Below are 21301 nucleotides of genomic sequence, written 5' to 3' on the forward strand. Positions count from 1 at the left end.
ATCGGCGTAGGACAGCATCACAGGAAGGGGCCGGCAGCCGCGCCATCAAGCCCCCATGGCTTCGCGCACCGCGCTGAGCTGGCGGCGCGAAACCGCCAGCAACTCGTCGATGCCGTTGAGCCGCACGGCCCAGCCCTCGCCCTCCTCGGGGTCGAAATGCTTTTCCAGCGCCCGCACGGCGCGCCGCGCAATCAGGGCATTGCGGTGTATGCGCATGAACAGCCCGGCATGGCGCTCTTCCAGCTCGCTCAGCGAGCCGTCCAGAATGTAGCTGCGGCTGGCGGTGCGCACGGTGATGTACTTGAGCTCGGCCTTGAGGTAGAGCACCTCGGCCAGCGGCACCCGCTCGGTTCTGCCTCTATCCTGTATCAACAGCGTTTCTGAAGGAAATTTGGCCTGTAGCGCCCGTCCAGCATGCGCCAGCCGCTCCACTTTTTGTAGCGCTTGCTGCAACCGCTCCAAGCGTACCGGTTTGGTCAGGTAGTCCATCGCCTCGACCTCAAAGGCCTGCAGGGCGTGCTCGGAATGGGCCGTGACAAACACCACGGCAGGCGGCTGTGGCAGGCGGGCCAGGGTCTGGGCCAGCGCCATGCCGTCCATTCCCGGCATGCGGATGTCCAGCAACACCACATCAAAGCTGTCGCGCTGAATAGCGCTCATGGCTTGCACCGCATCCGCCGCTTCGGCCGCCACCAGCGCCGTCGGCGCCACACAGTCGCCCAGCAGGGTGCGCAGGCGCGAGCGCGCCAGCGCCTCGTCATCCACCACCAGTACCTTGAGTTGTTTCATGCGGGAATCTCCAGCCTGATCTGAAATATGCCATCCTTGTACACGGCACGGAACTGCGCCTGCACATCATGCAGCAACATCAGGCGCTCACGCACATTGGCCAGCGCCAGCCCGTGGCCGCGCTCCCCCACGCCGGCGGGCGTGGTGTTGCTGACCTTGATCACCACGCTGCTGCCGCGCCTGAGGGTGGAGATTTTGAGCTGCGCGCCGCTGGCGCTGGGCTCCACGCCATGCCTGACGGCATTTTCCACCAGCGGCTGCAGCAGCAAGGGCGGCAGCCTGGCCAAGCCTGCATGGGGGTCCAGGCTCCACTGCACGCGCAGGCGCTCGCCAAAACGAATTTTCTCGATCGCCAGGTAACGCTGGGCCAGGACGATTTCCTGCTCCAGCGTGACCGACTCGGCCGGATCGGCCAGCGCATGCCGAAACAGCTCGCTCAGGTCTTCCAGCACCGTCTCGGCCTTGGCCGGTTCGGCGCGCACCAGAGCAATAGCGCTGTTGAGCGTGTTAAACAAAAAGTGCGGCCGGATGCGCGACTGCAGCTCGGCCAGACGCGCGGCCGTGGCCGCCGGGGTGCGGGCCTTGGCGCGCCAGAACAGGCCCGCCAGCACCATGGCCGACAGCAAGGCGCCGGCAGCCGCGCTGGCCCACCAGGACGCCGGCTGCAGCAGCCCCATCAGCGCCAGCAAGCCGCAGCCATAGGCACCAGCGGCGGCCCCCAGCAGCGTGCCGGCCAGCCACTGGCCCCAGGGCGCCAGCTGCATCAGGCGCTTTTTGCAGGCACAAACGACGATCAGCCAGGCCAGCGTGGCGGGCAGCGCGCCGCCGGTCAGCAGCGAAAACCACAGCAGCCAGTCCAGCACCCCGTTCGCGCCGAACATGGCCCCCACGCCCACCACCGCCTCGACAAACAGCACGGCGCGCAGCACCACGCCGACGTGACAGGCGTCAAACATGGCGGAACGGGACGAGGGACTGGCCGCCTCGCCGATGTCCACCGGAATGCTCAGCCCCCCATGCAGCGTGGACTCTTCAAAGTTCGGTGGGTAGTCGGGCAGCGTCATCGTTTCCAGGGACCTCGCAGGCATTTTTTCGATTGGGGGGTTGGCACAGAGGCCCTGATTCTCAGGGCGCCCTAGCGCGCAGATAAAATCACCAGCCAGAGTATTGCACCGGTTGCGGCTTTTCAGCCATGGATTGGCCCACAATCCCAAACGTGCCCGGTCACACAGCATTTGCCCCTGGCGCAGCCGGCCCACAAGCCCGGCCCGCCACCTCCCAAAGAAAGCCCGACGTGAATCAACTCGACAAAAAATCCGAAGCCTGGTCTGCCCTGTTCTCCGAGCCCATGAGCGACCTGGTCAAACGCTACACCTCCAGCGTGTTTTTCGACAAGCGCCTGTGGCAGGCCGACATTGCCGGTTCACTGGCCCATGCCGACATGCTGGCGGCGCAAAACATCATTGCCGCCACCGACCACGCCGCCATCCAGAACGGCATGGCGCAAATCACCAGTGAAATCGAATCCGGCGCCTTTGAATGGAAGCTCGATCTCGAAGACGTGCACCTGAACATCGAGGCGCGCCTGACTCAGCTGGTGGGCGATGCCGGCAAGCGCCTGCACACCGGCCGCAGCCGTAACGACCAGGTCGCCACCGACGTGCGCCTGTGGCTGCGCGGCGAGATCGACCTGATAGGCGGCCTGCTGACCGATTTGCAAAGAGCGCTGGTCGACATCGCCGAAAAAAATGTCGAGGTGATACTGCCCGGCTTTACCCATCTGCAAGTGGCGCAGCCGGTGAGCTTTGGCCACCACATGCTGGCCTATGTGGAAATGTTTGCCCGCGACGCCGAGCGCATGGCCGACGTGCGCAAGCGCGTCAACCGCCTGCCGCTGGGCGCGGCCGCGCTGGCCGGCACCAGCTACCCGCTGGACCGCGAGCGCGTGGCCAAAACCCTGGGCATGGATGGCGTCTGCCAGAACAGCATAGACGCCGTCAGCGACCGCGATTTTGCGATTGAATTCACCGCCGCCGCCAGCCTGTGCATGGTGCACATCAGCCGTTTCAGCGAAGAACTGATTCTGTGGATGAGCCAGACCTTCGGCTTCATCCACATTGCCGACCGCTTCACCACCGGCAGCTCTATCATGCCGCAGAAGAAAAACCCCGACGTGCCCGAGCTGGCACGCGGCAAGACCGGCCGCGTGGTCGGCCACCTGATGGGCCTGATCACCTTGATGAAGGGCCAGCCGCTGGCCTACAACAAGGACAACCAGGAAGACAAGGAGCCGCTGTTTGACACCGTCGATACGCTGAAGGACACGCTACGCATCTTTGCCGAGATGGTGGGCGGCATCACCGTGCAGCCCGAGGCCATGGAGCGCGCCGCCCTCAAGGGCTACGCCACCGCCACCGACCTGGCCGACTATCTGGTGAAAAAAGGTCTGCCTTTCCGTGATGCGCACGAAACCGTGGCCCATGCCGTCAAGGCCGCCATCTCGCATGCGGTCGATCTGTCCGAGCTGCCGCTGGCGGTGCTGCAGCAGTTCAACCCCAAGATCGAAAAAGACGTCTACGACGTGCTCAGCCTGCGCGGCTCGCTCAATGCGCGCAACATCCTGGGCGGCACCGCACCGGCCCAGGTGCGGCTGCAGATTGCGCGCCACCGCGCCCGCTTTCAAAGCGCCTGACGGGAAGCGATGGTGCGCCGCAGCGTCCTGCCCCAGCCCACGCCGCTGACACGCCAGGCTTCAGCGGCCCGCTGGCCCGCAGCAGCGCTTGCGGCGATGATGTCCTTGGCGCTGGCCACGGCCCGGGCGCAAGACGCCTTGCGGCCGGTACCGGCACCAGCCATCCCCGCCGCTGCACCAACGCCGCCAGCGCCTTCTCCCGCGCACATCCGCTGGAAAACCAGCCTGAGCGCCTTTGCCAAGGCCGATCAGGAGCATCCTCCCGCAACCCAGGGCGTGCTCTTCGTCGGAAGTTCATCGATTCGCATGTGGCCCCAACTGGCGCAGGACTTCCGGCAGCTACCGGTGCTGCTCAACCGCGGCTTTGGCGGCTCTACGCTCGCCGACTGCAGCGCGCTGCTGCACCAGTTGGTGATTCCCTACCGCCCGCGCCAGATCGTGGTTTACGCCGGCGACAACGATCTGATGGAAGGCCAGCGGCCAAGCGCCGTGCTGGGTAGTTTTGTCTCGCTGGTGCAGGGCATTCGCGCCGAATTGCCGGACAGCCACATCGCGTTCATCTCGATCAAGCCGAGCCCGTCGCGCGCAGCGCTGCTGCCCCAAATCAAAACCACCAATGATCTGATCGAACGCTATACGCAGACCATGAAGGATGTGCGCTACATCGACGTTTACAGCCCCATGCTGGACGCACAAGGCCAGCCCAGGCCCGAGCTGTTCCTGCCGGACCGGCTGCACCTCAATGCGGCGGGCTACCAGCTGTGGCGGTCTGTGCTTGCCCCTTACCTGGTGACGCCCCAGGTGCCGGTACCGGCACCTGCGCCGCCAGCGGCGGGCTGACGCCAGCGCCCTTGAGAACGGCTGCCGCCGCTGGAAACATAGGCCCGCAAGGCCCGTCCATCAGGCGTTGGGGGCGGTCCAGGCGTAGCGAGACTCTGGCCACCCCATAGAGCGAGGCGAAACAACCCAGCAGCAGCGCCGCATCCGTCCACCAGGCATGGGCATAGGGGTTGGCGCCCCAGATCGCCAGCACCAGCAACACAATCATCAGGTGCGCGCAGAACACCGGCAGCGACGCCGCGCCCAGGGTTTCCAGCCAGCGCACACGCCTCACACGCGCCTTGAGCCAGGGACCGAAATGAATGACCACAGCCACCAGCGCCAACAGGTCGAGCAGGCGAAGCGGCCCCAACAACCACTTGTCAAAAAGCAGGTTCAACCCGACATTGCCGCCGAAAGCCGCCTGCCCGCCTTCACCATGGTGTCGCCAGATGAAGCCCACCAGCGCGACCAGCACCGCGAGCACCGTGACCCAGCGCGCAAACGCCAGCGGCCGGGCTCCCTCGGCCGATCGGCCGGCCCCCATCCACAAGCCCAGCACCCACAACAGCTGCCAGGAAAAGGTTGCGAAGGAGCCGGTTTCCTGAAACGGCACGCTCAAACCGGTCACGGCCACCGTGGCCTGATAGACCCACAGCCCCAGGCCTAACTGTGCCAGTCCCCACGCCAGCACACTCCCCGCCACGATCCAGAACCAGCCGTGCCGCAGCGCATGCGCCAGCACCCAGGGACTGACCAGCATGAAGAGGATGTACATCGGCAAGATGTCCAGCAGCGGCGGCGTATAAATCAGCATCAAGCCGGTGAGCAGCGCCGTCGCGGGGTGCGCCAGGTAAAACGACATCAGGTCCTTGACCGCGGGCTGGTCAATGCGCAGGCCGACGGCGGCAATGACGGTGAACAGAAAAAACAGCGTCGCCGCGTGGCAGGCATACACCTTCAAGGCCCGACGCCAAAACGCACCGCGCATGGCATCTATCCCTTTTTTCCGCGCCATGCGGGCATACACCATGCCGGCCATATAGGCCGAGAGCAGCACAAAGCCCTCGGCGGCAGAGACAAACCCAAAGGGCTGCCCCAGCGGCGAACTCAGGCGTGTGGGCAGATGGGTGAGGGTCATCAGGACCAGCATCAGCCCCCGAAGTGCGTCTAGCTCCCAGCGTCGGGTCATGTCTGTGTTTGGAGAGAAGTCCGTGGCGGCGCGAGTGATGCGGGGAATGGGCCGCCGCTGGCCGCGCAGGGCAAAGCTGCTATTGTACGAAGCGCCCCAAACCAGCGGCGCCAATCCGGGCAGCGGCGGGAGGTGACTGCGGATTGCGCGGTTGGCAGCGTAGACCCGAGCCATCAGCGAGAATATTAAGCCCCGCCTAAGCTGTACGGGTCACACTGTGTGACTTCAAGGAACCCCCATGCGATTGCTGCTGGTTGAAGACGACACCATGATCGGCGAGGCCGTGCTGCAGGTGCTGCGCGACCAGCACTATGCGGTCGACTGGGTGCGCGATGGCAGCATGGCCGACCAGGCGCTGCGCACCGAGCAGTACGACCTGGTGCTGCTCGACCTGGGCTTGCCCAAACGCGACGGCCTGGAAGTTTTGCGCGCGCTGCGGGCCAGGCGCAACCCGGTGCCGGTGCTGATCGCCACCGCCCGCGACGGCGTGGCCGACCGCATTGCCGGCCTGGATGCCGGCGCCGATGATTACGTCATCAAGCCCTATGACATCGACGAGCTGCTGGCCCGCCTGCGCGCCCTGCTGCGCCGCAGCGCCGGCCGGGGTGAGCCGGTGTTCGAGCACAAGGGCGTGAGCCTGAACCCCGCCACCCGCGAGGCCACGGTGCAGGGCCAGCCGGTGACCCTGTCGGCGCGCGAATGGGCGGTGCTGGAGCCCTTGCTGGCTCGCCCGGGCGCGGTGCTGTCACGCGCCCAGCTGGAGGAAAAACTCTACAGCTGGAAAGACGACGTCAGCAGCAACGCGGTAGAGGTCTATATCCACGGCGTGCGCAAAAAGCTCGGCAGCGATCTCATACAGACCGTGCGCGGCCTGGGCTATGTGGTGCCCAAGGAATGACACGACCCACAGGCCCAGACGCCAGCACCGCCCCGGAGCCCACGCCAGCCAGGGCCGCGGAACCGGCTTCGCCGGGCCGCAGGCGCAGCGCCCCCCCGGGGGGCAGCGCAATACGCGAAGCGACAAGCGTGGGGGCTCACTCATTACGGCGGCGCCTGCTCTGGTTTGTGCTGGTCGCCATCTTGCTGGCCACCGTGCTGCAGGCCGTCACGGCTTATCGCGGCGCACTGAAGCAGGCCGACGCCATGTTTGACGACCATTTGCAGCAAATGGCCCGCTCATTGCGCGGCGGCGTTCCGCTGGGCCTGCCGCAGGTGGACGAAGACGACACCGGTTTCGATTTGTATGTGCAAATCTGGGGTCAGGACGGCACGCAGATTTTCCGCTCCACCCACTCGGCCCTGCCGCCGCGCGCCGTACTGGGCTTTTCCGATGTGGAAGCCAATGGCAACCGCTACCGAGTCTACTCGCTGCAAACGCCGGTGCAAACCGTGCAGATCGCGCAAAACCTGAGCGCCCGCACGGCCCGCGCACGAACCCTGGCCCTGCGCGCCGTGCTGCCTTTTGCCCTGCTCACGCCGCTGCTGATGCTGGCGGTCTGGTGGATCATCAACCGCTCGCTGGCGCCCATAGAGCGGGCGCGCCGCGAGCTGGCCAGGCGCGCCGCCGACGACTTTTCCCCGCTGGCAGATAGCGGCCTGCCCGACGAAGTTCGCCCCCTGGTCGATGAGCTGAACCTGCTGTTTGGCCGGGTGCGCAGCGCCTTCGATGCGCAGAAAAATTTCGTCGCCGACGCCGCGCATGAATTGCGCTCACCGCTGACGGCGCTGAAACTACAGGCGCAGGCCTTGCGCCGCACCGAGACCGACCCCGCCGCCCATGAGGCCGGCGTGGCACGCCTGAACCAGGGGTTGGACCGGACCATACGCCTGGTCGAGCAGTTGCTGCTGCTGGCGCGCGAGGAAGCCGGCACTGGGCAAACCGCCAGCGCCGCCGAAAGCGTCGATTTGCAAGCCGTGGTGAAACTGGCCGTGGCCGATGTGCTGCCGCAGGCCGGCCACAAGAACATCGATTTGGGTCTGGCAGCCAAGCAGCCCATGGCTGAAGCCATCACCGTCAGCGGCCAGGGCGAAGCCTTGCGCATTTTGCTGCGCAACCTGCTGGACAACGCCGTCAAGTACACCCCCGCCGGGGGTCAGGTCGATGTCTCCCTGCAACGCCAGGATGGACAGGCGGTGCTGACGGTGGAAGACAGCGGCCCCGGCATTGCCGACGCAGACAGGCCGCGCGTGTTTGACCGTTTTTTCCGTGCCGCTGAGTCGCTTGAGGCCGGCAGCGGACTGGGCCTGGCGATTGTCAAAGTCATCGCCGACCGGCACGGCGCAACGCTGGCGCTGGCTCGCTCGGAATCGCTGGGCGGGCTGAGGGTTGACGTTCGTTTCCCGGTTGCAGCCGCCGTTTAAGCCAGGCCTAAGGCTGCGTCCTCACAGTTATGGGTATCGGCACCAGGGGGTGCCACCAACAACTGAAGGAAGCATCCCATGAAATCCGTCGCACTGAACAATACCCGCCTGGTCGTTGCACTGCTGGCCGCAGGTGCCATTGGCGGTGCCGGAGTCGGCGCCTTCAACGCCGCGCACACCTCGGCCATGGCCGCATTGCTGCCGGCCACCGTGGCCAGCGCTCCGGCCACGCCCATGGCCCTGCCCGACTTCTCGCAGATCACCGAACGCTATGGCCCGGCCGTGGTCAACATCAGCGTGACCGGTACCACCAAGGTCTCCAACGACTCGTCACAAGCGCAAGGCGATGACGACGATGGCATGCCCAGCGACCCCTTCTTCGAGTTTTTCCGTCGCTTCCAGCAAGGCCAGGGTGGACCGGGCGCCGGACGTGGTGGCCAGCAGGAAATGCCCACCCGTGGCCAAGGCTCTGGCTTTATCGTCAGCGCCGACGGCATCATCCTGACCAACGCCCACGTGGTGAAGGGTGCCAAGGAGGTCACGGTCAAGCTGACCGATCGCCGCGAGTTCCGTGCCAAGGTGCTGGGCGCCGACCCCAAGACCGATGTGGCGGTGATCAAGATTGATGCCAAAAACCTGCCGGTCGCCACTCTGGGCAAGACCAGCGAGCTCAAGGTCGGCGAATGGGTGCTGGCCATAGGGTCGCCCTTCGGTTTTGAAAACACCGTCACCGCCGGCGTGGTCAGCGCCAAGGGCCGCTCCCTGCCCGATGACAGCGCCGTGCCCTTCATACAGACCGACGTCGCCATCAACCCCGGCAACTCGGGTGGCCCGCTGTTCAACACACGCGGTGAGGTGGTGGGCATCAACTCGCAGATCTACACCCGCAGCGGCGGCTACCAGGGCGTGTCCTTTGCCATTCCCATCGACGTGGCCAACAAGATCAAAAACCAGATCGTGGCCACCGGCAAGGTCGAGCATGCCCGGCTGGGCGTGGCCGTGCAGGAGGTCAACCAGACCTTTGCCGACTCCTTCAAGCTCGACAAGCCCGAAGGCGCACTGGTCTCGACCGTTGAAAAAGGCAGCCCGGCCGAGAAGGCCGGCTTGCAGTCCGGTGACGTGATCCGCAAGGTCAATGGCCAGGCCATCGTGTCTTCGGGCGACCTGCCGGCCATCATCGGCCTGGCCTCCCCCGGCGACAGCGTCAAGCTGGAGATCTGGCGCCAGGGTTCGGCCAAGGAGCTGACGGCGCAACTGGCCAATGCCAGCGACAAAGCGGTGGCGGTGGCAGGCAAGAGTGATGCCGCCAGCCAGGGCAAGCTGGGCCTGGCCCTGCGGCCGCTGCAGCCCGATGAGAAACAGGAAGCCGGCCTGGATGCTGGCCTGCTGGTGCAGCAAGCCAGCGGCCCGGCGGCACTGGCCGGCGTGCAGTCCGGCGACGTGCTGATTTCCATCAACGGCGTTGCGGTGAAAAACGTCGAGCAGGTACGCGCCATGGTGGCCAAGTCTGACAAGTCGGTGGCGCTGCTGATTCAGCGCGGCGACACCAAGATTTTCGTACCGGTCAATCTCGGCTGACGCAGCCGGTTGCGCCAGGACAAGGCGGGCCCAGGCCCGCCTTTTTCATGCGCTTTTCCCGCGCCTGGCCAGGCTTGCCCCCAGGAAAAATCGGCTACGCTTGCCCCTCCAACGAGGAGTAAACGTGGTCCGAGTCATTTCAAAAATAGCCGCAGTCCTGCTGGCCGCAAGCGTGCTGCAGGCGCAGGCCCTGCAAATCATCAGCGTCTCGCCGCAAGGCGAAGTGGCCCAGATCCGCCAAGTGGTGGTCAAGTTCGACAACAGCGCCGTCAACTTTGGTGACCCGAAAGCGCCCGCGCCCATGTCGCTCAGCTGCAGCGATGCCCAAGCCACCAAGGGCAACTCCCGCTGGATCAGCGATCGCGAATGGGCCTTCGAGTTTGACACCGACCTGCCGCCCGGCGTGAGCTGCTCGCTGCAAGCAAAACCAGGCATAAAATCGCCCTCTGGCGCCCTGCTGACGGGCGCTAGCAGCTATAAATTTAATAGTGGCGGCCCCTTTATCAAAACCCTGCGTCCCAACACCTACCAGCGCATCGATGAAGAGCAGTACTTCGTGCTGCTGCTCAATGGCCCGGCCACGCTGCAAAGCATCAAGGACAAGGTCTGGTGTTCGCTCGAAGACCTGGGCGAGCGCGTCCCGGTCAAGCTGATTGAAGGCCAGGAACGCGAGGCGCTACTCAAGTCGCTAAACGCTGACAAACTCGCGGCCAAAGACCCGCTGCGCTACGTCACCCTGGCCTGCAACCGCCGCCTGACGCCGGCCAGCAAGATGCAACTGGTCTACGGCAAAGGCGTGAGCACGCCCAGCGGCGTGCCCAACAGCGTGGAGAAACGCTTCAACTTCCAGGTCCGCGAGCCCTTCACGGCCAGCTTCAACTGCGAGCGCGAAAACGCCCAGGCCGCCTGCCTGCCGATTCGCCCCATGAGCCTGAACTTCAATGCGCCGGTGCCGCGCAAACTGGCCGAGGCGATTCGACTGAAGTCCGCCAAAGACACGCTCAAGCCGGTGTTTGACAACGACAGTGATGACGCTGACGCCGTCGTCAGCTCGCTCTCCTTCAAGCCGCTGTTTGCCGAGCAAACCCCCTACACCCTGGAGCTGCCCAAGGACTTCAAGGACGCCGCTGGCCGCAGCCTGCGCAATGCCGACAGCTTTCCGTTAAAGGTGGCGACCGGCGCCATGCCGCCACTGGCCAAGTTCGCGGCCTCGCCCTTTGGCATCGTCGAGCGCTTCGCCGAGCCCGGCAGCAAAGCCGGCGACCCGGCCCTGCTGCCCGTCACGCTGCGCAATGTGGAAACCGAGCTGAAAGTCCAGGGACTGGCGGCTGGCCAGGTCAGCGCGCTGCAAGCCAGAAGCGATGCCGACATCATTGCCTGGTTCCGCAAGGTGCAGCGTTACGACAACTACGAAATTTCGCGCAAAGAGGCAGCGGCCGATGTCAAAGGCCCCCTGCCCCGAGCGCTGCAAGCACAGGACAAGAACGACGTGCAGACACGCATGGTCTCGCTGCTGAACGGCCAGGCCGGCGTCAAGACGCTGGACCTGCCCAAGCCCGTGGGCGGCGACCCGCGCCCCTTTGAAGTGGTCGGCATTCCGCTGGCGCCCGGTTTTCATGTGGTCGAGATCGCCTCGAAAAAACTCGGCACCTCCTTGCTCGACGAGCGCCACGGCGCTGGCCGGACCATGTATGTGCGCACGTCCGCGCTGGTCACCAACCTGGGCGTGCATTTCAAACTGGGCCGTGAAAATGCGCTGGCCTGGGTCACCACGCTGGACAAGGGCGCGCCGGTGGCCGGCGCCACGGTGCGCATTTCCAGTTGCAGCGGCGAAGAATTGGCCAAGGCCACCACCAACGCCCAGGGCATCGCCAATTTCAGCGGCCTGTCATCGCAGCCGCCCCGCTGCAGCCGCGACGATTACCAGCAGGCCTACTTTGTCAGCGCACGCAGCACTGCCGCCGGAGTCGAAGACCTGGCCTTCACCTGGAGCGACTGGCACAAGGGCATAGAGTCCTGGCGCTTCAATGTGCCGACCAGTCAGGAGCCGCAAGCCAACGAACGGGCCCATACGATTTTTGACCGCACCTTGCTCCGGGCGGGCGAAACGGTCAGCATGAAGCATCTGCTGCGCAGTGAAACCAGCCGCGGCTTTGGCCTCGCCGCCAGTACCCCCGGCACCCTGGTGATCACCCATGTGGGCAGCGGCCAGCAATACACCCAGCCCATCGTCTGGCGCAAAACCGCCTCTGGCGGACAAAGCGCCGAGAACACCTTCACCATTCCGCCCGCCGCGAAGCTGGGGGTGTACCAGGTGCAACTCGATGACAGCGACAAACGCAGCTTTACCGGTGGCCAGTTCCGGGTTGAAGAATTTCGCCTGCCGGTGCTGGAAGCCCGCATCACCCCCACAGACAAAAAAGCGCTGATCAAGGTGACGTCCGTGCCCACGGATGTACAGATCAACTACGTGGCCGGCGGCGGCGCGGTAAATCTGCCGGTACGCGTGTCGGCGCTGGTGCGCGGCAAATATCTGAGCTACAGCGATTACGAAGACTTCAATTTCTCGCCGCCCCGCGCCAAGCGCGGTGAAAGCAGCGAAGGCGAAGAAGAAAGCGCAGCCTCGCAAGACCAGCGCGTGATTGCCGACAAGCTGCCGCTGACACTGGACCGCAATGGTGCGGGCAAGCTCAGCATCAACGACGTGCCTGCGGCCAAGCAGCCCCAGGAGCTGCTGCTGGAAGCGACTTATGCCGACCCGAATGGCGAAGTGCAAACGATTCGCAGCGTCTCCACCTTGTGGCCGGCTGGAGTGGTCGCCGGCATCAAGACCGAGGGCTGGGTCTCGGCCAGCCAGAAAATCAAGTTCCAGGCGCTGGCGCTGGATTTGAGCGGCAAACCCGCGGCCAATGTCACGCTGGACGTCAAGGCCGTGGCCCGCATAGTCACCACCAGCCGCAAGCGCATGGTGGGCGGCTTTTACACCTACGACAACAAGACCGAAACCAAAGACCTTGGCAGCGTTTGCAGCGGCAAGAGCGATGCGCGCGGCCTGCTGCTGTGCGAGTCCACGCTCGGTGAGCCCGGCGAAGTCGAGCTGATCGTCACCGCCAAGGACAAGGACGGCAACAGCATTCAGGCCGCCAGCTCGGTCTATGTCACCAAACAGGGCGAGCTCTGGTTTGGCGGCGAAAACCACGACCGCATGGACGTGCTGCCGGAAAAGAAAAGCTACCAGCCCGGCGAGACCGCCAAATTCCAGGTACGCATGCCCTTCCGTTTTGCCACCGCTCTGGTGGCGATAGAACGCGAAGGCATTATTGAAACCCAGGTGGTGCAGCTCAACGGCCAGGACCCCACCATCAAGCTGGAGATCAAGGACGGCTGGGGGCCCAATGTGTATGTCAGCGTGCTGGCCTTGCGCGGCCGCCTGCGCGAAGTGCCCTGGTACAGCTTTTTCACCTGGGGCTTTAAGGCGCCGCGCGAGTGGTGGACCTCCTTCTGGTACGAAGGCCGCGAGTATGTGGCGCCCACCACGCTGGTCGATTTAAGCAAGCCCGCCTTCCGCTTTGGCCTGGCGGAAATCCGCGTCGGTACCAAGGCACATCAGCTGGATGTGAGCGTCAAGGCCGACAAGGAAAGCTACCCGGTGCGCGGCAAGGCCCAGGTCACCATCACCGTCAAACTGCCCAACGGCCAACCCGCGGCCAACGCCGAAGTGGCGCTGGCTGCCGTCGATCAGGCGCTGCTGGAGCTGATGCCCAACGACAGCTGGAACCTGCTGGATGCCATGTTGCAGCGCCGCGCCTGGGGCGTGGAAACCTCGACCGCACAAATGGAAATCATTGGCCGCCGGCACTACGGGCGCAAGGCCGTGCCGGCCGGCGGTGGCGGCGGGCGCAGCAACACACGCGAGTTGCTGGACACCCTGCTGCTGTGGAATCCCAAGGTCATGCTGGATGCCAAGGGCCAGGCCCAGGTGACCGTGCCGCTGAATGATGCCTTGACCACCTTCAAGATCGTGGCGGTGGCAGATAGCGGCACCAGCCTCTTCGGCACCGGCCAAACGTCCATCAAGGCGACGCAGGACTTGCAAATCATCAGCGGCCTACCGCCGCTGGTGCGCGAAGACGACCAGTTCCGCGCCCAGATCACCTTGCGCAACACCACTAAGGCGGCGATGAAGGTCGAGGTCAGCCCGCGCGCCACCCTGCTCGATTTGAAACCACAAACCGTGGACATTCCCGCCGGCGAAGCACGTGAGGTGGCCTGGATGGTTACCGCACCGGCGCAACTGGCGCTGACCCGTGCCGAAGCCATCCTCTGGGAGATCGAAGCCAAGGACACGCTGACCGGCGCACGCGACGGCCTCAAGGCGCGCCAGCGCATCATCCCCGCCGTGCCGCTGACGGTGCAACAGGCGACGCTGGTGCAGGTTGATGGCTCCTTCACCCTCGACGTGAACCCACCGGCCGATGCCCTACCCGGCCGCGGCGGCCTGAAGATGTCGCTGCAACCCAAACTGGCCGAAGGCATGGACGGCGTGCGCGACTGGTGGGCCAACTACCCGTTTGCCTGCCTGGAGCAAAAAACCAGCAAGTCTGTCGGCCTGCGCGACGGCAAGCTCTGGCAAAGCGTCATCAGCCAGATCCCGACTTACCTGGACAGCGACGGCCTGGCCAACTACTTCCCGCCGCGTGATGGCGAGGCTTCACGCGGCAGCGATGCACTGACGGCCTATTTGCTGGCCGCCACCCATGAAGCGGCCGGCATCAACCCGGCGTTTGCCCTGCCGGATGAGGTGCGCGCCCCCATGGAGCGCGGCCTGATCGCGTTTGTTGAAGGCCGCATCCAGCGCGAGTTCTGGAGCCCGCGCAAGGATCTGGACGTGCGTAAGCTGGCCGCCATCGAAGCCTTGTCGCGTTACGGCAAGGCCCAGGGCCGCATGGTTGGCAGCATCACGGTTGCGCCGAATCAGTGGCCTACCCATGCGGTGATCGACTGGCTGAACATCCTTAAACGGGTGGCCGATGTGCCCAAGCGCGAGGAGCGCATGGCCGAGGCCAACCAGGTCTTGCGCTCACGCCTGTCCTTCCAGGGCACCAAGCTGGTGTTCAGCACCGAAAAAGACGACTACTGGTGGTGGCTGATGGTCAACGGCGACGTCAACACCGCACGCCTGATGCTGGCGGTGATGGACGACCCGGCCTGGAAGGACGACATGGGCCGGCTGGCCAACGGCTTTATCGGCCGCCAGCAAAAAAGCGCCTGGCACACCACCACGGCCAACCTCTGGGGCGGCCTGGCGCTGGACAAGTTCTCGGCCAAGTTTGAAGCCACGCCGGTGGCTGGGGTGACCAAGGCCACACTCGCCGCTGCCTCGGCCAGCGTGGACTGGAGCAAGGTGGAGCGCATCAAGCCAACCGACGCAGCGGGCGCACCGAATCAGACGACCTTCTTCGGCGCGCCGGCCGCGCCAGGCAACCTGCGCAACAACAGCCTATTTTTGCCGTGGACCAGTTCAGGCAAGGAAACGCTGACGGTAACGCAACAGGGCACGGGCAAACCGTGGCTGACCTTGCAGTCGATTGCAGCGGTACAGCTGAAAGCGCCGTTCAATGCGGGCTATCAGATCAAGAAATCCATCACCCCGGTGGAGCAAGCCGTGAAAGGCATTTACACCCGCGGCGATGTGATCCGCGTCACCTTGGAAGTCAATGCCAGCGCCGACATGACCTGGGTCGCCATCACCGACCCGGTGCCCGGCGGCGCCACCATCCTGGGCAGCGGCCTGGGCCGCGATTCGGAAATCGCCACCAGCGGCGAGAAGAAATCGGGCGCAGGCTGGCCGGCGTTTGAAGAGCGCAGCTTCGAGGCTTTCCGCAGCTATTACGAGTACCTGCCCAAGGGCGTGGTGAAGATGGAGTACACCGTGCGTCTCAACAACGTCGGCGATTTTGCGCTGCCGCCAAGCCGGGTGGAAGCGCTCTACGCACCCGAGATGTTTGGCGAAGCGCCGAATGCGCGCATGAAGGTTGAGGCGGCGAAGTGAAGGCGGCCACACCATGAACACCAAGCTCATAGGCCGCATCGGCCAGGTGATCGCCGTCCTCGGCGTCGGCATGAGCATCTTCAGCGCCCAAGCCTATGGCGGGGCCATCAACTGCCGGGGCTGGAACCAGATCACCTGCTTTTTCCACGCTATCTTCTGGCTGTTCGGAAGCCAGGGGGTAGCGGCGCCGCTCCAGTGGATAGGCGTGAAGAACACGCAGGGCAAGGAAAGAGTCCTGACCCTCCTGGGCGCGACGATCAGCACGCTGGTGGTGATAGGTCTAGGCGCGACCTGGCTGTCTTTTAACCTCGCCATTCAACCCCCTGGCGCCTCATGACACTTCCAACAGAAACCAGCCCATGAAACCTGTTGCCTCCCCTGCTGCTTCAGCCCCGGTCCGCTGGTCCTCCACCGGCCTGGTCGTCGACGGCTCCACGCCCTGGTGCCAGCTGCTGGCCTTTGCGGATACGCTGCTGCGCGGTATCGGGCAAGTCATGCTGCAGAACAACAGCTATGCGGGTCTGATTTTTCTGGTCGGCATTTTTTACAACGCCACGCTTTTCGGCCTGGCGGTGCTGGTCGGAACCGCTGCCAGCAGCGCAACCGCCATGCTGCTGGGCGTTGAGCGCAGCCAGCTGCGCGCCGGCTTGTTCGGCTTCAATGGTGCGCTGGTGGGCATCGCCCTGCTCTACTTCCTGGAACCCAATGCCTTGAGCTGGATTTACGTGGTGTTTGCCGCGGCGGTCAGCACCGTGCTCATGGCGGCCCTGTTCAAACTTTTGTCCACCTGGAACATGCCGGTGCTCACCGCGCCCTTTGTCTTCACCACGCTGTGTTTTGTGCTGGCCTGCGCGCGCTTCGGGCGGCTGCAGTCGACGCAACTGCTGCCCACCGCCGGCCTGCCCAAGAACGCCAGTGTAGAGGGCGTGGTGAGCGCGGCCACCGTGGTGCAAGGGCTTTTCAACGGCGTGGCCCAGGTCTTCTTTCAGGGCAATGTGATCACCGGTGTCATCTTCACCCTGGCGTTGCTGGTCGCCTCGCGGCTGGCCTGCGCGACGGCGTTGCTGGGCTCGCTCACCGGGCTGCTGGTGGCCTGGCTCATGGGCGCCGCCGAACCGGCGATACGCTCGGGCGCCTTTGGTTTTAACTCCGTTCTCACCGCCCTGGCGCTGGGCAGCGTGTTTCTGGTGCTGGATGCGGCCTCGGCCGTTTACACCTTGCTCGCCACGGTGGCCACTGCTGTGCTATTTGCTGCCCTGTCGGCGGCACTGGAGCCGCTGGGCATGCCGGCGCTGACGCTGCCCTTTGTTCTGGTGGTGTGGGTTTTTGTCCTCGCCAGCCCCCTGTTCACGCGGCTACGGCTGGCCGTCAATCCATGATGATTCCCCTTACCCGCTTCACCAGCCCGCTCAAACGTGCCGGATTCGCTCTGCTTTTAATAGCTTCATGCGCCCGCCCTGCCTGGGCTACAGCCACTTTTGATGAGGTAAAACGCGAATTTCGCCCTTCCGACACCCTAATCCTTGATCGCAACGGCGAAGTGCTGCAGCGCCTGCGCACCGACGCCACCGTGCGGCGCGGCCAGTGGGTGGCGCTGGCCGACATCTCGCCGGCGCTGCGCACGGCGCTGGTGTTGAGCGAGGACAAGCGCTTTTACGAACACAGCGGCGTGGACTGGCGTGCCGTCTCCAGCGCGGCCTGGGCCAATTTGTGGAACACCAAAACCCGTGGTGCCTCAACCCTCAGCATGCAGTTGGCCGGCCTGCTGGACGAGGATTGGCGCGCCAGCAACAACGGCCGCAGCATCACGCAAAAATTCGGCCAGACCGTCTCGGCCCAGGTGCTGGAGCGGCGCTGGCGCAAGGACCAGATTTTGGAGGCTTATCTCAATCTGGTGCCGTTTCGCGGCGAGCTCGTCGGCATAGACGCGCTGAGCCGCACCTTGTTCGGCAAGGCCGCGCATGGGCTGGATGAACGCGAAGCCGCCGTGGCCGCTGCGCTGGTGCGCGCCCCCAATGCCAAGGTGGCGCAAGTCACGCAGCGCGCCTGCGGTGTGCTCAAAACCTTGCAGGCCCCAGCCAAGGCCGACTGCGACGGCCTGGACCTGTTTGCCAGCGCCGCCCTGCAACGCAAGGCCTTTGATGCCTCCGAAGGCGTGGCGCCGCACCTTGCGCGCCAGCTGGTTCGCGGCAGCGCGGTCATCAACAAGTCCACGCCGGCAACACTCGCCTCCACCCTAAGCGCCCCGCTGCAGCGCTTCGCCGTGCAAACCCTGAGCCAGCAGCTGCGCGAGTTGAGCGGCCGCCATGTCGAAGACGGCGCCATCGTGGTGCTGGACAACGCCACGGGCGAAGTGCTGGCCTGGGTCGGCTCCTCCGGCGATCTCAGCGCGGCCGCCGAGGTTGATGGTGTGCTGGCGCAGCGCCAGCCGGGCTCCACGCTCAAGCCTTTTTTGTATGCGCAGGCGATTGCCGAGCGCCGCATCACCGCCGGCTCGCTGCTGGAAGATTCCTCTTCGCAAATACAAACGGCGGGCGGACTCTACATTCCGCAAAACTACGACCGCCAGTTCAAGGGCCTGGTTTCAGCGCGCACGGCGCTGGGCGCGTCGTTCAATGTGCCCGCCGTGCGCACCTTGGTGATGGTCTCGCCCGATGCTTTTCACAAACAGCTCAAGGCGGCCGGTTTGCCCTTGAAGGAATCGGGCGACTACTACGGCTACAGCCTGGCGCTGGGCAGCGCCGAGGTCTCGCTGCTGGCGCTGACCAATAGCTACCGCACGCTGGCCAACGGCGGGCGTTACAGCGCCACCTCGCTCAGCCGAAACGCCAAACCCGTGTTCACACCGGCCATCGATGCCCGTGCGGCCTTCATCGTCACCGACATCATGGCCGACCCGCTGGCGCGCGCCCGCACCTTTGGCACCGACAGCATTCTGGCCACGCGCTTCTGGACGGCGGTCAAGACCGGCACCAGCAAGGACATGCGCGACAACTGGGCGGTCGGCTACTCGCAGCGCTACACCGTCGGCGTGTGGGTGGGCAACGCCAGCGGCGCGCCCATGTGGGATGTCAGCGGCACCAGCGGCGCCGCGCCCATCTGGGCCGCGCTGATGAATCACCTGCACCAGCGGGAGCCCAGCCGTGCGCCTGCGCCGCCTGCGGGGCTGGTGCAGCTGCGCACCGGCTTCGGCCATCAGCTCGAAGCCACGCGCATGGAGTGGTTTATTCAGGGCACAGAGCAAGCGCTTTTTGCTATCAATTCAGAAGCTGGTAGCGCATATCCAGAAAGCGCTACAGGCACAAAACGCTTAAAAAATGGCAACCAGGAAGGCCACCAGCCGGCGCGCATCACCGCGCCCGCCTCCGGCACCATCATCGCGCTGGACCCGGACATTCCACCGAATCGCCAGCGCCTGAACTTCAGCGCCCAGGGCAGCGGCCTGCGCTGGCTGATGGACGGCAAGGAGTTTGCGCGCGGCACGCAGGCGCAGTGGCTGCCCTGGCCGGGGCGGCATGTGGTGCAGCTGAGCGATGTTCACGGCAAGGTGCTTGACGAGATCCGCCTGGAAGTGCGCGGCGCCGGCCTGAAAGTGACGCAGGGCGCGGCACGCTGACCGCAGGCGCGGCACGCCGCACAATCGAAGCATGAACACACCCATCGACCTCATCACCTTGCGCGTGGTTGTCACCGCGGCCGACCTGGGCTCCATCAGCGCGGCCAGCGACCGCCTGCAACTGGCAGTGGCCGCCGCCAGCGTGCGCATCACGGCGCTGGAAGACTCCTTGGGCTTTCGCGTGTTTGAGCGTTCGCCGCGCGGCGTGCAGCTGACCCCGGCCGGCCACATGCTGGTGCAGCGCAGCCGCGAATTGCTGACCGGCGCGGATCGGCTGGCCATGGACCTGCACGACTACGGCCGCGGACTGCAAGGCCATGTGCGTGTGCAGGCCAACTCTTCCGCCTTGCTGGAGGTCTTGCCAGGCCTCTTGGAAACCTTTGCGCGCAGCCATCCGCTGATACGCATTGACCTGGAAGAACGCAGCAGCCCCGACATCCCGCTGGCGCTGCTCGAAGGCTGCGCCGACCTGGGCATCGTGGACCTGGCGCATGCGCCCCAGGGCATCACGCTGGCGGATTTTTTCAAGGACTCGCTGGTGCTGGTCACCCCCACCAAACACCGCTTGGCCAACGCCAAGCGAGTGGCGCTGAAAGACCTGCTGGACGAAGACTTCATCACGCTGGCGGACGGCACCGCCCTGTCCAACCGGTTGATGGCCTCGGCGGCGGAAGCCGGCAAACCCATACACATACGCATGCGCATGCGCAGCTTCGATGCCGTTTGCCGCATGGTGGCCGCCGGCCTGGGCGTGGGCATATTGCCGCTGGAGGCAGTGGCGCCGCAGCTGGCCTGCCTGCCGCTCAAGGCGATTGCCCTGAGCGACCCCTGGGCCAGGCGCACCCACCGCCTGGCCACGCGCAGCGGCGTGACGCCGTCGCCCGCGACGCGCACGCTGATGGCCGCGCTGACCACTTAGGCAAGCCTGGGCTTTCGCCAATCGCGAAAGCTGTCTTCAGCCGGCGTGCTTGCCGCAGCAGGGCTGCTTTTCTAGACTGGCCCTCACACACCAACAGGGCCGCCTATGGCCACGGAGAGACGATGAAAATCACACGCGTCAGCGCCACGCCGCTGAACCTGCCGGTATCGGTCAGCATTTCGGGCCGCACCAAAACCACCTCGCTATCGGTCTGCCTGGTCGACATAGAAACCGACACCGGCTTGACCGGCACCGGCATGACGGCCATCACCGAAGAGGAGGTGATAGGCAGCATCGTCAACGACATCGTCGCCCCGCATCTGATCGGGCTGGACCCGATGCGCCATGAGCAGCTCTGGGACAAGCTTTACTGGTTGCTCACGCCGCGCGGCCAGTCGGGCTATGCCAGCCATGCCATCGCGGCCCTGGACCTGGCCCTGTGGGATCTGAAGGGCAAGGCGCTGGGCCAGCCCTGCTGGCGCCTGCTGGGCGGCGCACGCAATCAGGTGCCGGTGTATGCAACCTTTGGCTTCGCCTTTTTCGACCGCGAAGAACTGGCCGAAGCCGCCAAGAGCTGGGTGGCGCGCGGCTTCAAGCGGCTGAAGATGACAGTCGGCCACCACGGCCTGCAGCGCCGCGACGAACCGCGGCCCCTGGACGAGTTGATCGCCGAAGACGTGCAGCGCATACGCGCCGTGCGCGAGGCCGTCGGACCCGAGGTGCAAATCTACATCGACGCCAACTGCAGCCTGGACTACTTCCACGCCCTGCAGCTGGCGCAGCGTGTCGAGCCCTATGGCATCAGTTTTTTTGAAGAGCCGGTGTCGCACAACGACATTCCCAACCTGGTGCAGTTGCGCAGCAAGACCTCGATTCCGCTGGCGGCCGGGCAGAACGAGGGCCTGGCCAGCCGTTTCCGCGACATGCTGGTCGCTGGCGCGGTGGACGTGGTTCAGCCCAATGCCTGCATCAGCGGCGGCTTCACGCAGAGCCAGCGCATCGCCGGCATGGCCTCGGCGTTCAATACCCGGTTTGCCAACGGTGGCGCCTGGCCGCACCACAACATGCATCTGCATGGCGGACTGGCCAACGGCTCGCTGGTGGAATACCACTCGGTCGCCGTTCAGTGCTGCAAGCTGGTGTTCGACGGCCTGCCCGAGCCTGAGGCCGGCGTGCTGACCCTGCCCGAAGCACCCGGCCTGGGCTTCACGCCCAACCGCGAACGCATCGCCGAACTGGCCTTGCGCCCGCTGTCGCGGGGTGCCGGCAAGGCTTGACGAGCC

14 protein-coding genes are annotated in these 21301 nt (G+C 65.1%); 11 read left to right on the forward strand and 3 right to left on the reverse strand.

Features of this window, described 5'->3' with window-relative positions:
• Positions 1–45: 45 nt before the first annotated feature.
• Together BM160_RS04095 and BM160_RS04100 are read right to left on the reverse strand one after the other, a co-directional pair.
• The gene (locus tag BM160_RS04095; protein WP_092000897.1) at positions 46–789 is read right to left on the reverse strand and encodes a LytR/AlgR family response regulator transcription factor; all 744 of its coding nucleotides are present in this window, start codon (positions 787–789) and stop codon (positions 46–48) included.
• Positions 786–1877: a sensor histidine kinase gene (locus tag BM160_RS04100; protein ID WP_255368619.1), complete on the reverse strand. Its 1092-nt coding sequence runs from the start codon at positions 1875–1877 to the stop codon at positions 786–788. Before BM160_RS04100 ends, BM160_RS04095 begins: the two co-directional genes overlap by 4 nt.
• A 206-nt stretch (positions 1878–2083) precedes the next feature.
• Between BM160_RS04100 and argH the strand changes: the two genes are divergently transcribed.
• Positions 2084–3481, forward strand: a complete 1398-nt coding sequence (gene argH, locus BM160_RS04105; protein ID WP_092000903.1) for an argininosuccinate lyase — start codon at positions 2084–2086, stop codon at positions 3479–3481.
• Between the two features lie 12 nt (positions 3482–3493).
• Positions 3494–4321, forward strand: a complete 828-nt coding sequence (locus BM160_RS04110) for an SGNH/GDSL hydrolase family protein (RefSeq protein WP_255368620.1) — start codon at positions 3494–3496, stop codon at positions 4319–4321.
• Here the strand turns inward: BM160_RS04110 and opgC are convergent.
• Positions 4221–5492 (reverse strand): OpgC domain-containing protein, encoded by a 1272-nt coding sequence (gene opgC, locus BM160_RS04115; RefSeq protein WP_092001260.1) that lies wholly within the window; start codon positions 5490–5492, stop codon positions 4221–4223. The genes BM160_RS04110 and opgC overlap by 101 nt on opposite strands.
• A gap of 238 nt (positions 5493–5730) precedes the next feature.
• Between opgC and BM160_RS04120 the strand changes: the two genes are divergently transcribed.
• From BM160_RS04120 to BM160_RS04160, 9 genes are all read left to right on the forward strand, one after another.
• Positions 5731–6390 carry a response regulator gene (locus BM160_RS04120; RefSeq protein ID WP_092000908.1) on the forward strand — a complete coding sequence of 220 codons (660 nt, stop codon included), beginning with the start codon at positions 5731–5733 and terminating at the stop codon, positions 6388–6390.
• Between the two features lie 128 nt (positions 6391–6518).
• Entirely contained in the window at positions 6519–7853 is a 1335-nt protein-coding gene (locus BM160_RS04125; RefSeq protein WP_255368623.1) for an ATP-binding protein, read from the forward strand.
• A 78-nt stretch (positions 7854–7931) separates the two neighbouring features.
• Positions 7932–9431 (forward strand): Do family serine endopeptidase, encoded by a 1500-nt coding sequence (locus BM160_RS04130; protein WP_092000914.1) that lies wholly within the window; start codon positions 7932–7934, stop codon positions 9429–9431.
• Between the two features lie 124 nt (positions 9432–9555).
• Positions 9556–15483: an alpha-2-macroglobulin family protein gene (locus BM160_RS04135; protein ID WP_092000917.1), complete on the forward strand. Its 5928-nt coding sequence runs from the start codon at positions 9556–9558 to the stop codon at positions 15481–15483.
• A 13-nt stretch (positions 15484–15496) separates the two neighbouring features.
• Positions 15497–15820 (forward strand): hypothetical protein, encoded by a 324-nt coding sequence (locus BM160_RS04140; RefSeq protein WP_092000921.1) that lies wholly within the window; start codon positions 15497–15499, stop codon positions 15818–15820.
• Positions 15821–15842: 22 nt separating this feature from the next.
• Positions 15843–16862, forward strand: a complete 1020-nt coding sequence (locus BM160_RS04145) for an urea transporter (RefSeq protein WP_092000924.1) — start codon at positions 15843–15845, stop codon at positions 16860–16862.
• Positions 16859–19099, forward strand: a complete 2241-nt coding sequence (gene pbpC / locus BM160_RS04150; RefSeq protein WP_255368624.1) for a penicillin-binding protein 1C — start codon at positions 16859–16861, stop codon at positions 19097–19099. The genes BM160_RS04145 and pbpC overlap by 4 nt, the downstream gene beginning before the upstream one ends.
• A 31-nt stretch (positions 19100–19130) precedes the next feature.
• Positions 19131–20018, forward strand: a complete 888-nt coding sequence (locus BM160_RS04155; protein ID WP_092000931.1) for a LysR family transcriptional regulator — start codon at positions 19131–19133, stop codon at positions 20016–20018.
• 122 nt (positions 20019–20140) lie between these two features.
• Positions 20141–21295: a mandelate racemase/muconate lactonizing enzyme family protein gene (locus BM160_RS04160; RefSeq protein ID WP_092000934.1), complete on the forward strand. Its 1155-nt coding sequence runs from the start codon at positions 20141–20143 to the stop codon at positions 21293–21295.
• Positions 21296–21301 lie beyond the last annotated feature (6 nt).

The sequence above is a fragment of the Polaromonas sp. OV174 genome (assembly GCF_900112285.1).
GTDB lineage: Bacteria > Pseudomonadota > Gammaproteobacteria > Burkholderiales > Burkholderiaceae_C > Polaromonas.